Source organism: Marivita sp. S2033 (assembly GCF_046592965.1).
Taxonomy (GTDB): Bacteria; Pseudomonadota; Alphaproteobacteria; order Rhodobacterales; family Rhodobacteraceae; genus Marivita.
In genome coordinates, this window is the sequence record NZ_JBISBV010000007.1 from 143,402 (window position 1) to 155,073 (window position 11,672).

Annotated in this window: 13 protein-coding genes and 3 pseudogenes; 9 read left to right on the top strand and 7 right to left on the bottom strand. The window is 60.2% G+C overall.

Annotation, left to right across the window (positions count from 1 at the left end; translation table 11 throughout):
- The 3 genes and pseudogenes from ACGKZZ_RS13315 to ACGKZZ_RS13325 all read left to right on the top strand — a co-directional run.
- Entirely contained in the window at positions 1 to 1,071 is a 1,071-nt protein-coding gene (locus ACGKZZ_RS13315) for a phosphotransferase family protein (RefSeq protein ID WP_411224063.1), read from the top strand.
- A gap of 20 nt (positions 1,072 to 1,091) precedes the next feature.
- Complete coding sequence (locus ACGKZZ_RS13320) at positions 1,092 to 1,865, top strand: SDR family NAD(P)-dependent oxidoreductase (protein WP_411224064.1); 774 nt, start codon at positions 1,092 to 1,094, stop codon at positions 1,863 to 1,865.
- A gap of 104 nt (positions 1,866 to 1,969) precedes the next feature.
- Positions 1,970 to 2,824: pseudogene (locus ACGKZZ_RS13325) on the top strand (IS110 family transposase); the annotation flags it as partial.
- 9 nt (positions 2,825 to 2,833) lie between these two features.
- Here ACGKZZ_RS13325 and ACGKZZ_RS13330 read toward each other — a convergent pair.
- From ACGKZZ_RS13330 to ACGKZZ_RS13345, 4 genes and pseudogenes are all read right to left on the bottom strand, one after another.
- Positions 2,834 to 3,846 (bottom strand): annotated as a pseudogene (locus tag ACGKZZ_RS13330) (transposase); the annotation flags it as partial.
- Positions 3,847 to 3,883: 37 nt separating this feature from the next.
- Positions 3,884 to 4,363 carry an Hsp20/alpha crystallin family protein gene (locus tag ACGKZZ_RS13335; protein WP_411224065.1) on the bottom strand — a complete coding sequence of 160 codons (480 nt, stop codon included), beginning with the start codon at positions 4,361 to 4,363 and terminating at the stop codon, positions 3,884 to 3,886.
- 36 nt (positions 4,364 to 4,399) lie between these two features.
- Positions 4,400 to 4,801, bottom strand: coding sequence for an Hsp20/alpha crystallin family protein (locus ACGKZZ_RS13340; RefSeq protein ID WP_411224066.1), 402 nt, complete (start codon positions 4,799 to 4,801; stop codon positions 4,400 to 4,402).
- Positions 4,802 to 4,828: 27 nt separating this feature from the next.
- Positions 4,829 to 5,269: an Hsp20/alpha crystallin family protein gene (locus ACGKZZ_RS13345; protein ID WP_411224067.1), complete on the bottom strand. Its 441-nt coding sequence runs from the start codon at positions 5,267 to 5,269 to the stop codon at positions 4,829 to 4,831.
- 297 nt (positions 5,270 to 5,566) lie between these two features.
- Between ACGKZZ_RS13345 and ACGKZZ_RS13350 the strand changes: the two genes are divergently transcribed.
- Entirely contained in the window at positions 5,567 to 5,827 is a 261-nt protein-coding gene (locus ACGKZZ_RS13350) for a hypothetical protein (protein ID WP_411224068.1), read from the top strand.
- Positions 5,828 to 5,847: 20 nt separating this feature from the next.
- Here ACGKZZ_RS13350 and ACGKZZ_RS13355 read toward each other — a convergent pair whose 3' ends face one another.
- Positions 5,848 to 6,756, bottom strand: a complete 909-nt coding sequence (locus ACGKZZ_RS13355; protein WP_411224069.1) for a LysR family transcriptional regulator — start codon at positions 6,754 to 6,756, stop codon at positions 5,848 to 5,850.
- Positions 6,757 to 6,869: 113 nt separating this feature from the next.
- Here ACGKZZ_RS13355 and ACGKZZ_RS13360 point away from each other — a divergent pair, with 113 nt between their 5' ends.
- The 3 genes and pseudogenes from ACGKZZ_RS13360 to ACGKZZ_RS13370 form a co-directional block, all read left to right on the top strand.
- Positions 6,870 to 7,301, top strand: coding sequence for a DoxX family protein (locus ACGKZZ_RS13360; RefSeq protein WP_411224070.1), 432 nt, complete (start codon positions 6,870 to 6,872; stop codon positions 7,299 to 7,301).
- 135 nt (positions 7,302 to 7,436) lie between these two features.
- Positions 7,437 to 7,997, top strand: coding sequence for an NADPH-dependent FMN reductase (locus ACGKZZ_RS13365; protein WP_411224071.1), 561 nt, complete (start codon positions 7,437 to 7,439; stop codon positions 7,995 to 7,997).
- Positions 7,998 to 8,123: 126 nt separating this feature from the next.
- Positions 8,124 to 8,234 (top strand): annotated as a pseudogene (locus tag ACGKZZ_RS13370) (DUF5996 family protein); the annotation flags it as partial.
- A gap of 2 nt (positions 8,235 to 8,236) precedes the next feature.
- On the opposite strand, the gene ACGKZZ_RS13375 reads toward ACGKZZ_RS13370, so the two are convergent.
- Positions 8,237 to 8,851 carry a TetR/AcrR family transcriptional regulator gene (locus tag ACGKZZ_RS13375; RefSeq protein WP_411224072.1) on the bottom strand — a complete coding sequence of 205 codons (615 nt, stop codon included), beginning with the start codon at positions 8,849 to 8,851 and terminating at the stop codon, positions 8,237 to 8,239.
- 195 nt (positions 8,852 to 9,046) lie between these two features.
- On the opposite strand from ACGKZZ_RS13375, the gene ACGKZZ_RS13380 reads away from it, so the two are divergent.
- The gene (locus tag ACGKZZ_RS13380) at positions 9,047 to 9,355 is read left to right on the top strand and encodes a cupin domain-containing protein (protein WP_411224080.1); all 309 of its coding nucleotides are present in this window, start codon (positions 9,047 to 9,049) and stop codon (positions 9,353 to 9,355) included.
- Positions 9,356 to 9,475: 120 nt separating this feature from the next.
- Here ACGKZZ_RS13380 and ACGKZZ_RS13385 read toward each other — a convergent pair whose 3' ends face one another.
- Positions 9,476 to 10,456: an NAD(P)-dependent alcohol dehydrogenase gene (locus ACGKZZ_RS13385; protein WP_411224073.1), complete on the bottom strand. Its 981-nt coding sequence runs from the start codon at positions 10,454 to 10,456 to the stop codon at positions 9,476 to 9,478.
- 106 nt (positions 10,457 to 10,562) lie between these two features.
- Between ACGKZZ_RS13385 and ACGKZZ_RS13390 the strand changes: the two genes are divergently transcribed.
- Complete coding sequence (locus tag ACGKZZ_RS13390) at positions 10,563 to 11,444, top strand: LysR family transcriptional regulator (RefSeq protein WP_411224074.1); 882 nt, start codon at positions 10,563 to 10,565, stop codon at positions 11,442 to 11,444.
- Positions 11,445 to 11,672 lie beyond the last annotated feature (228 nt).

Here is an 11,672-nt window from a genome sequence, read left to right on the forward strand (position 1 = left end):
ATGGATGCCGCGCGCTTTACCGGAACAGAACCTCTTGCCAAAGGCGGCCCGGTCGTTCCGGACCGCCTCCAGCGCTATCTGCAAGGGGCCCTGCCCGGTTGCGACGGAACGCTCACGATCGAGCGGTTTCGCGGCGGGCAGTCCAATCCGACGATGGTCCTGTCATTTGACGGCGTGCGGCGTCTGGTCCTGCGCAAGAAACCCGATGGCGTGCTTTTGCCCTCGGCCCATGCCGTGGACCGCGAATTTCGGGTGATTTCCGCCTTGCAGGATACCGCCGTTCCGGTCGCGGGGGCGCAGCTTCTGTGCACGGACGAAAGCATCGTCGGCACCATGTTCTATATCATGGATTACGTCGAAGGCCGCTCGTTCTGGGAACCGTGGTTGCCTGATCTGCCTGCCCCCGAACGCACACGGATCTATGGGGAACTGGGCCGTGTCATTGCCCAATTGCATCGCGTCGATCCCGCCGACATCGGGCTGGAGGATTTCGGACGGCCCGACGGCTACGTTGCCCGTCAGGTGTCGCGCTGGACAAAGCAATACCGCGCCTCGGAAACCGATCCGATTGACGCGATGGATCGCCTTATTGAGTGGCTGCCCGACAACCTGCCCGAGCAACGCCGCAGGGCCCTGATTCACGGCGATTACCGGCTGGACAACATGATCTTCCATCCGACCGAGGCGCGTATCCTCGCCGTTGTGGATTGGGAGCTTTCGACCATCGGTGATCCAATGGCGGATTTTGCCTATCACATGCTGACATGGCATTTTCCGCGCGCCGCGTTTCGCGGCTTGGCCGATACCGATCTGGGTGCCTTGGGCATTCCCGAAATCCGCCCCTACCGCGATGCCTATCTTGAGGCCACCGGCCAGCAGGATGTCAACGAGCGGGACTGGAACACCTATCTGGCGTTCTGCCTGTTCCGCGTTGCCGCGATCCGTCAGGGCGTCATGAAACGTGTGATCGACGGCACCGCATCCAACCCTCATGCGCGCGAAGCCGGTGAACTGGCCCGTCCGGTGGCCGAGCTTGGCTGGCACTATGCCAACTCTGCCATGACATCCTGACCCTCCGAAGGACCAGCCCGATGACCGATCTTTCCCCCGCCTTTCCCGCAACCGGACGCGCCCTTGTCATAGGTGGCAGCGGCGGCGTTGGCAGCGAAATCTGCCGCGCTCTGGCCCGCGAGGGATGCGACGTCGCCCTCACCTATCACGCCAACATGGCCCGTGCTCAAGACGCCGCCGACCTTGTCGCGGCGGAAGGGAAAAGCGCGTCGATCCATCAAATCAATGTCGAAGACCCAGACGCCGTCAAAGCCCTGATTGATGAGGTCGCGATGGACGGTCTGCACACTCTGGTCTATGCGGCCGGTCCTGTCGTGCCACTGATCCACCTCAGCAGGATCGAACCCGCCCAGATGAAAAAGCACCTGCTGCAGGATGCGTTCGGGTTTTTCAACGTGGTGCACTATGCCCTGCCGCATCTGCGCGCCACCAAAGGATCAATCGTCGCGATCCAGAGTGCCGCGCAGTTTCGCTATGCGGCCGCAGACGCTTTGTCGGTCGTGCCGAAATCGGCGGTCAACGCAGTGATGAAAGGCGTCGCCAAGGAAGAAGGGCGCTACGGCGTACGCGCGAATGGTGTCGCGCTGGGGATCATTGATGCAGGGCAATATCAGGAACTGACGAAACAGGGCCATATTGATCAGGCCTATCTTGACGCCGCCGGGGCGCAGGTGCCGCTCAAATTTCTGGGCGCCCCCGGCGACGTGGCAGAGGCCGTCACCTACCTCGCATCGTCGCGGGCGCGTTTTGTGACAGGGCAGGTCATCGCGGTGGATGGAGGATACCATGTGTAGGGGAACTGCTGCGGTTACTCTGTGAGCGAGACTGATGCTGTAATCGTCCCCGACGGCATTGGTGTGCAAAATGGGTATGCATAAATCCACAAAGGAGAGCCGTTGTGTCGGAGAAGATCACAGTCGGGCTCGATCTTGCAAAGAACGTGGTCCATGTTCACGGTGCGGATTGAGGGGGCCGTGTGCTGCATTGCAGGAAGTTGCGGCGCGGGCAGATTCTGGAGTTTTTTGGTCAGTTGCCCTATTGCATTGAGGCGATGGAAGCCTGCGGCGGTGCCCATTTTTTGTGCCGTGAGATCGGCAAGCTTGGCCATTAGGTGCGATTAATCCCTTCAGCTTATGTAAAGCCTTTCGTCAAGCGTCAGAAGAATGATGCGGCCGGTTCAGAAGCGATCGGCAAAGCGGCGCAGCGCCCTAAGACGTGTTTTGTTCCGGTGAAAAGCAAAGAGGCCCAGGAGGCGGCGATAGTGTTCAGCCTTCCGGAACTTCTGATCCGTCAACGCACTGAGACTGTCGATACGTTGCGCGGTCACCTAACCGAATTCGGACAGGTGGTTTCACAAGGGGTGTCCAAAGCGTCGAAGCTGATTGCCATACTTGACAATCCGGAAAGCGGCCTCCCTGCTGAAGCAGCGGCCACTTTGCAGGTGTTGATCGGGACAACTTGATGCGCAGTTAGCAGAACTCGACGTCCAGATTGTTAGGAATGCCAAGGTGAACGATGTTGCCCGACGGTTAGTGACAGTTCCCGGAATCGAGCCATTGATCTTCACGACCATAGCGACGCTTGCGCCACCCCAGAACGCTTCCGCAAGGCACGAGATTTTGCGGCCTGGCTTCGGTTGATGCCACCCTAGCATTCGACGGGAGGCCTGTAAAGACTCGGAGCCACGACGAAGATGGGAGAGCGATCTCTGAGACGATCGCTGATTTTTGGCGCCAATAGTCTCATCATTAAGGGCTCTGCCTCAATCTGTGTGGCGGATTGGGAGCATTCTCGCCCGCAACAATTCTGGACCAGCCCGGCCGTACATGACGCGTTTGAGGGTTTTCAGACGATTGATCTGACGTTCCGCCTCGCCGTTGTTCCAGGGAATCTCGATGGCGTTTTTGACCGCATTGAAGTTCCGGTTCAAGGTACGGGTAAAGCGCACGATGGGCACAAAGTCGGTTTCGATCGCATCGTCGATCCATGCAGGGAGCGGGTTTGCCTGGCGACCGCGAATGATACCTATGAACCGCATGGCGAGGCTGCGCACCGTTGCAAAGCCGGGAGAGCCGGTCTTGAGAGCGTCGACTCTCCGCGCCAGATCCAAGGTGAGCTTTCCGCGGGGATTGATGCACAGCGCTGCCGCGATGACCGGTGAGATCGCGTGCCCAGTTTCCGGGTCCCGGACAATCTTAAGGATTTCGTGCTCTACCTTGGGGTCGCTCGCTTGTTGTTCGGCTCTGCGCCAACCCGCCGACAGACGCTGCAAATGCGTCAGACTCCCCTCGTAACCACGCTCGCTGCCAGTTCGAATGCCCTCCTTCCAGCTTTGGCTTAAAACTCTTCAAAGTACCACGGCGATGTCGGCTTCAAAGCGGCCCGCCTGCGGTCCGGTGGTGACTCAAACCGCAGCCATTTCGCGATGCTGCGAAGCGGGAACGCTGTTCGCCGCCCGATCTCGCTGCATGAAAGCCCCTGATTTCGGAGCGCATGGATGGTGGTGAAAATCTCTTCCCGAGATGTCCTGTGCGCAAGGCGTGACTTCAGAAGGCTGACGGCTGCGGTGCTATTGTCAGCGTCGGACAGCAGCGCCCTGCCGGTCGCACGGCCGTGGAGGTTCATCTGCTCCTCGACGGCCTGCCGCAGGTTCTGCATATGATGGAACCGGTCAGCGACCTGCTTCGCCTGCGGTGCTCCTTGCCGTGCAGCCTGGTCGTAGAGACCACACCGATCTCTACTGACCACTTCCACCTCGGGATGTCGCTTCAGCCAGTTGGTGCAGGTGGCCTTTTGGCCCCCCCGTGTCTGATCAACCGGACTTGACGTTGATCCTCTTCACCCTTGCCTTCGCCTCTTCGGTTTTCGGCAACGTCACGGTCAGCACGCCGCGCTTGAACTCGGCCTCCGCCTTGTCGGCATCGACACCCGGCGGCACCGGGATCATCCGGTGGAAGCTGCGTCGCGACTGCGAGGTGAAGCCCTCTTTCTCGGACTTCTTCTCATGTTCGCCGCGGATCGTCAGCATGTCCTCGGTGACGTTCACCTCGATGTCATCGTCATCGAGTCCCGGCAGGTCGACCGAGACGAGCATCGCCTCGTCGGTTTCCGAGATGTCGGTGCGCGGGCCCGCATTCATGCCGCTGAATGAGCTGTCGAGACGGCCCCAGAAATCCTCGAACACGCTGTTGAGATCGCGCTGGAGAGACATCAGGGGATTGTCGTCGTCACCGCGCCGGCCCGCCACGCGGTCCCGATCACGGCCCCAAGGGATAAGATCATTGAATGCCATTGGTCCTTCCTCCTTTTCTCTGGACGGTCCGGCCGCTTACGCGGCCTTGACCTTGATTTGTTTCGGTTTGGCGTCCTTGCTCTTTTTCAGGGTGAGCGTCAGCACGCCGTCGCGATGCGTGGCGTCGATCCCGCCTGCGTCTATCGTGTCGGGCAGGCTGAACGCCCGCTCGAACGTGCCGGGCGCGTATTCCGCATAGATGCGCCGGTAGCCTTCTGGCGCGGGTGCATCAATCGTGCCACGCACGGTGAGCGAGCGGTGCTCGATTGAGACGTCGACACTGTCGGACGCGACCCCCGGCATATCGATAACCACCGTAACGATGTCGTCTTTTTCGAAGATGTCCGTGGCGGGGCGAAAGGTCGGACCCATGTCGCGGGTCACTTCCGTTTCGGTCCGGGCCACATCACCACCGGTTTTCGTCATTTCATTCGCCATGGTCTTTCCTCCTTTCGTTGCGATTGGTCAGCTTGCCTTGACCTTGATCTTGCGTGGCCGTTCGACGTCGGGGCGGCCCATCTCGATCTCAAGGATGCCGTTCTTTGCTCGCGCCTCGACCTTGTCGGGATCGACGCGCAGTGGCAGGCGGATGGACCGCGAGAATTCACCCAAGGGGCGCTCCCGACGATGCCATGCGGCATCCTCATCATCGGTCGTGGGCTTGCGATTGCCTGCAATGATCAAGGCGTTCTCTCGCACCGTAAGGTCGATATCGTCCTTTGCGACGCCTGGCATCTCGGCGGTGACGACCACGCTGTCATCACCCAGCCACATGTTGACGGGTGGCCAATTGTCGCCTTGGCTGCCGCGCGATCCGGTCTCGAACATGCGATTCATCTGCGATTGCAACTGGCGCAAATCGGCGAAGGGATCCCATCGTGCTGGAACCAGTCCATAACTCAACATCACTTCCTCCTCTTCATCATCACAATATCGGGCATCCGCATCGGAGCAGACGCCTTAGCGGTGCGGGACTGTCGCAAAGGGAGGGGATCGGATTCGATCCGGCACGAAGACGAGAGGCACGACGACGTGTGTCGATACGCAAGGCCAGAAAATGCACCTCGCGGCCGATGGCGGGGCTAATGCGCTACACCGCACACGCATCCAATCGCACCAACATCTTCGGGACCCTTGAAGCGGCATCCCGCACCCAAATAGCTGGGAATGCCTCGAAATCTTGTCAAGATTGATCCGAAAAATTTGGCGGAAGACGACAGCGCTGAAATCGGCCTGCCCGGTGCCGCCGATGCGGTGCTGCGCACGCTTTGGGGTCAGTGGCAAACCCATGTGATCTATATGCTGGTTGAACGGCAAGCCTGCCGCTTTGGCGTGTTGCGCCGGACGATCACGGGTATCTCGCCCGGTTGGTCTAATCCGGCGCGAACAGAAACCTACGGTCTGACCAAAACGGGTCTCGCCGTGCATGCGATCCTGAAGGACATCGAGAAGATCAAAGTTTGAGCGCGCGCGCGCCAGACCGTCTACCGACGCTCCCACGGGAAATCACTGGCGGTCTTTACCAGATGATCAACAAACAGCCGCAGGCGCAAGGGCTGATAGCGGTTCGGGCGGAACAGCACATGAATATCCCGTTCCGGCCAGGTCAGATGATCCGGCAGAAGACGTTGCAGCCGACCAGCCTGTAGGTGTTCGGCGACGTAAAAGACCGGCAGGATGGCGATGCCGATGCCCTCGACCGCCGCGCGGCACAGCATGTCACCGGAATCGGTCCGCAGCGATCCGCTCAGTGACACACGCCCCACCTGCCCCGCCGCATCCTTGTAGCGCCACTCATGCGCGGCGTTATTGCCCGAATAGGCCAACACGTCATGCGCGGCTAGTTCCTCGGGCGTCTGTGGTAGGCCGTGCCGTTCGATGTAATCCGCACTGGCGCACAGCATGAAGGGGCATGACGCCAACCGCCGCGTCATCAGCGAGGAATCGGCGAGCGATCCGATCCGCACCACCACGTCATAGCCATCGTTCGCCGGGTCAATGAACCGGTCGTTCAGGCTGACATCCAGCGCCACATGCGGGTGGGCCCGCGCGAACCGTGCGGCACACAGTGTCAGGTATTTCACGCCCAGACTTTGCGGAAAGCTGACTCGCAGGGGACCGCGGGGATGCGATTTCAATTTGTGGATCTCCTCCTCGGCCTCTTGCAGGTCAAGCAGCGCCCGTTTCGCGCGTTCGAAATAGATCGCGCCCTCCTCGGTCGCGGCGACATGGCGGGTGGTGCGGTTGAGCAGTTTGACCTTGAGATCCTGTTCGAGGTTCTGAACTTGCTTGGAGACGGCGGAGCTGGTCAGTCCGAGCCGTCGCGCCGCCCCGGCAAAGCTCTGTTCCCTCACCACTGCAACGAAGATACCGATACGTGTTATCTGATCCATGGAACTATCAACTTAATGGAATGAGTGAGATGCCATATCTCCATATTATCAACTTGTCTGCAATGGTCGATATAGGGGGCAGAAACAAGCCACCCATCCACAGGAGACAGACAATGACCTTCGAATCCAACACCAACGTCGGCGCAACTCTCACCCGACTTTCGCTCGGCGCAATCCTACTGGCGCACGGCCTGCTCAAGCTGCTGGTGTTCACAGTGCCCGGCACCGTCGCGTTCTTTGCCAGCCTCGGGCTGCCGGCGAGCGCCGCCTACCTGACCATTTTTGCCGAGGTCGTCGGCGGCGTGGCGATCATCGCCGGTCTGTACACCCGCCTTGCGGCGATCCTGTCGCTGCCGGTTCTGATCGGCTCGTTCTGGGCGCATGCCGGCAATGGCTGGTTGTTCAGCAATGAGGGCGGCGGCTGGGAATTCCCCGCGTTGCTGGTCGCCCTGGCGGTCGCTGTGGCCATTCAGGGCGGCGGGGCTTTTGCCTTGCGTCGGCTGCCGGTTATCGACGCCTACATCCCGCAAGCGTTGAAGGCCTGATTGGTCGCCTTACCTAACCCGAAAGAGATGCCGTGACCCGGCATCTCTTCTTTGACGGCGTGTCGTGCCCTCGGCAAGACACGTGACAATCGCACTCCGGTCTAATGGCCGTCTGACAAGTGACGTGGAACGTAAATGACCCGTATCCTGGGAATTTCCGGCAGCCTACGACGCGCCTCCTACAACTCGGCGCTGCTGCGCACGGCGCAGGGCATGATGCCGGAGGGCAGCACCTTGATCGAAGGCAGCATCGCGGACATTCCACTTTACAACGCCGACGAGGAACAGGCCCACGGCCTGCCCCCAGCGGTCGAAACGCTGAAATCGCAGATCGAGGACGCCGACGGGCTGCTGCTGTTCTCGCCTGAATACAACAATTCGATTCCAGGCGTCTTCAAGAACGCGATCGACTGGACAAGTCGCCCGGCGGGTGACATCTCGCGGGTTTTCGGTGCCAAACCGGTCGCGGTTCTGGGCGCGTCGCCCGGTGGGTTTGGAACGATACTGGCGCAGGACAGTTGGCTTTCCGTCCTGCGAACCCTCGGGACGCGGTCATGGTGGTCAGGGCGATTGATGGTAGCGCGGGCCGCAAATGTTTTCGACGACGAAGGCCGATTGACGGACAAGCAGATACGCCAACGACTGGAGACGTTTCTCGCTGGTTTTGTGGCTTTCGCCGCAACGCCGCGAGATTAACAAAGGTCCCTGGACAATCGCCAAGGAGGGTTCAGGTCTACGCGATCCTAAAGCGCCGATCGGCGGCTTCGCGGCGATTGGTCCGAGACCCGCACTGCGCCCCATCTCTGAAACCAGTTCCTCGGGAAATATCGGTTGGTCCATACACCCTTAATCAACCAATCTTGGCATGCGATGCTTCACATCACGCCCCGTGGCCTGACCACGGTGCCGGTGCATGAACTGGGAGGGGCATGAGCCTAAGCTCGATCTGGACGATCACCGCCTGTTTGCGGGCCACCCAGCGAGGCGTTGAGCAGCGCTCCCACCATATGCTCGATCGTGGCGCGGGCGGTCGCGGGGTCGGTACCGACGACATCTAGCAAGGCAATCATGGCTTCGGTTCCCGTTGCGACCGACAACTCGCGAACAAGCCGCTCGCAGACCTCGTCTCCAATTTTGTCGCGGGCGTCCTCAAGCGCTGAATTAAACATCGCAACGCGTCGCCCGCCGCGCGTCGGCGCGTCACTGTCGAGCCGCCAGCTTTCGAGCCAGCTGGACAGAAAACTCCGAAATTCGCCCTCGTGTTCGACAGCCTGATCAAAGAAGAACAGGGCGACCGCCAAGACCCGTTCACGCGTATCGGTGCAGTCGCGCACGATATCTTCATAGGGTTTCGTACTCACATCGATACCGGCCTCGGCGGCCAGCACGGAGGGATCAGAAAAATAACGATAGGCTGTTGCGCGCGAGATGCCCGCAGCCTCCGCCACCTCGGGGATCGTCAGCGTTCCCTTGTCCGACAAGATGCGCCGGGCAGTGGCAAGTAGCGCCGTGCGGGTGCGGGATTTCTGCGAGTGGCGTTCGAAGGACAAACCGTCCCCTCCGTTTGTGAGACTATTGTCTCATAATGAGACTCATGTATCATCCGTCTATAGCATACATAATTCAAGGAGAGAATCATGGCCCAAGCCGACCAAGACACAGCCACACGGCCCCGTCGATACGAGACGCTCGGCATCTTGATGACCTTTCATGCTTTCCCGAGCGAAGTCTCGGGCAAGTATTGCATGGTCGAATGCATCGTGCCCCCCGGCCTCGGCGCGCCTCCCAACCACCACGCGGGCGAAACGGAAACCTTCTTCGTCATCGACGGCGAGCTGGAATTTATGGTTGCGGGAGAAACGATTTGCGCAAAGGCCGGCGAGAGTGTCAACTTCTTCTTGGTCGCCGACGGAGAAGCCAACCATTGTGCCATTTCCATTGGTCGCCGGCTTTTCATCGAAGGGCTTTGCAACGGCGAAGGCAAAATCCTCGCCGAGCCAGTAGGTCATGCGCTCCGAAGGAGCCATGCCTTGAAGCCCCGCGTCTGCAAATAGCGCATCATAGAAGGCTCTGGACGCAGGCATGTCATTCGTTCCGACGACGAAGTAGTTCATTTTCATGGTAGTCTCTCCAAATGAGTGGGTGATTGTTACGATGATGTTGCTGCAAAACCCTCACACTACAACGACATTGCCACGCTTGTGCCCAGCCTCGACATAAGCGTGTGCCTCGACGAGGTCGGATAACGGGAAGACGCGGTCTATGACCGGGATGATATGGTCCTGTTCGATCTTGGTCAGGATCTCCGAGAGCATGTCCCGCAGGCTCTGCGGCTTCTCCAGACCCACGGCCGCGAAAAGCGCACGTTTGCGGCCGACAACGCGCGAGAGCAGGATCGCGGGCAAACGCCCCACCGTCAGGACCGGGCAGAGGTAACGTCCCGCCTTGGCAAGCGCCGGTCTGGCGGCCGAGAATGACACAACGCCGAGTGTGTCGAAGATCACGTCATAGCCAGCACCAGACTTCATTACCTCTTCGTTGGCGTAGTCGACCACGTGTGCAGCGCCGAGCGACGCAACGAAGCTCGCATTGCGCGCGCTGCAGGTGGCCGTCACCTCAGCACCCATGTCAGCGGCGATCTGCACCGCCGCGGAGCCGAGACTGCCAGCCCCGCCCAGGATCAGGACGCGATCACCGCTTTGGACCTGACCGAGAGTGCGCAGATAGTGCAGTGACGTCAGCACGCCGTCACACAAGATCGCGGCATCTTCATGCGGCAGGTCATCGGGCTTGGGCATCAGAACCCCTTCTTCGTCGAGGCAGATGTGACTCGCATTGGCACCGAAGCGCATGCCGGCTTCGCCGAATATCATGTCGCCGGGCTCGAAGCGGCGAACATCGTTGCCTACTGCGATCACCTCGCCCGACAGGCCCGTTCCGGACAGCCCGTTGCGCGGACGCCGCAGGCCAAGGAAGGGGCGCGCAAAGAGCGGCTCTCCCTTGCGCATCATTCCATCGGCCCGCGTCACGCCAGAGGCGTGGATGCGGATCAGCACCTCGGTCGGTCCGGGTTGTGGCATACGAAGCGTGACCGGCGTGAGGATTTCGGGGCGGCCATAGCGCGGGATCTGCCAGGCAGTGCGTGTCGCAATCATCGGGAATCTCCGTTGTCTTGGGTGTGGCAAGAGCAATAGAGGTTTCTTTTTCTTCCGAAGAGTGGCTAATTTGGACCGCAATGGTTCATAAACGATCCGGTGAATTATGGATTGGAAATCTCTTCCAGCTTTTCTGGCTGTTGCGCGAAACGGCTCGCTCCGGGCGGCGGCGGAGCAACTGGGCGGCACACACGCCACACTGCGTCGCCAGGTTGAAGCGCTTGAGGGGCAACTCGGCACCCAGCTCTTTCGGCGGGGCGCGGACGGCCTTTCGCTGACCGCATCCGGACAGCGCCTACTGCCGCAAGCGCTGGAGGCCGAAGCGGCGCTGCTCAAAGGCTTTAATGCAGTGCAGGGGCTCGACCGCGAAGCATCCGGTCGAATTCGCCTTTCCGCCGATCCGATGACAGCGCATTTCCTACTGGCCCCGGTGATGGCTGATTTCGCGACGCTGTATCCCGAGATCGAGATTGAATTACGTCTCTCATACTCATTGGACTCGATCGCCCGCAACGAAACCGACGTTTCGATCCGCCATGCCGTCGCGATCGAGGACCATGCAGTCGGCCGGAAGCTCTTTCCCTTGTCCATCGGCGTGGTGGCCTCCCGAAAATACATCGATCGCAACTTGTCGGAGGTGGGTCGCAAAGGACAAGGGCTGAGCTGGGTAGGATATGGCGATGTGCCCGAGCTGGCGGCCATGATCAAAGCATCGGCCTTTCCAGAGGCGCGCCTTCGTCACTCCGTTCCCGACCCGGAAATGCACCTGCACCTTGTCCGCGCGGGAGCCGGGATGAGTTTCCTCGCAACTTGGGTCATGTCGGTCTTTCCTGAATTGCAACGCGTCCCAGGCACTGAGCTAGATCAACGCCGTGCGACATGGGTGCTTTTGCACGGTGAGCTGCGCCGCGTGCGCCGGGTCCGGCTCTTCGTCGACTATCTGTGCGACGCGCTCTTGGAGCGCCGTGCGGCGTTCCTGGGCTCTTGATGCCGGGTCCGAAACGCGGCACGTCGCGCGCCCCGCTCAATCCTTCTTGGAGGGACAAGCTACAGATTGCCAGACTCGCTGAGACGCTCCGTGGCTGCAACCTGCACGTTTTGACGACACTTCGTAGCAGAAACTGTGAACCGGCATGCAAGATTGACCCCTGTATTGGGGTAATCGGCGTCCAAAAGTGACCCCCCTGATATTTCTGTTCAGAAGCTTCCTCGACGG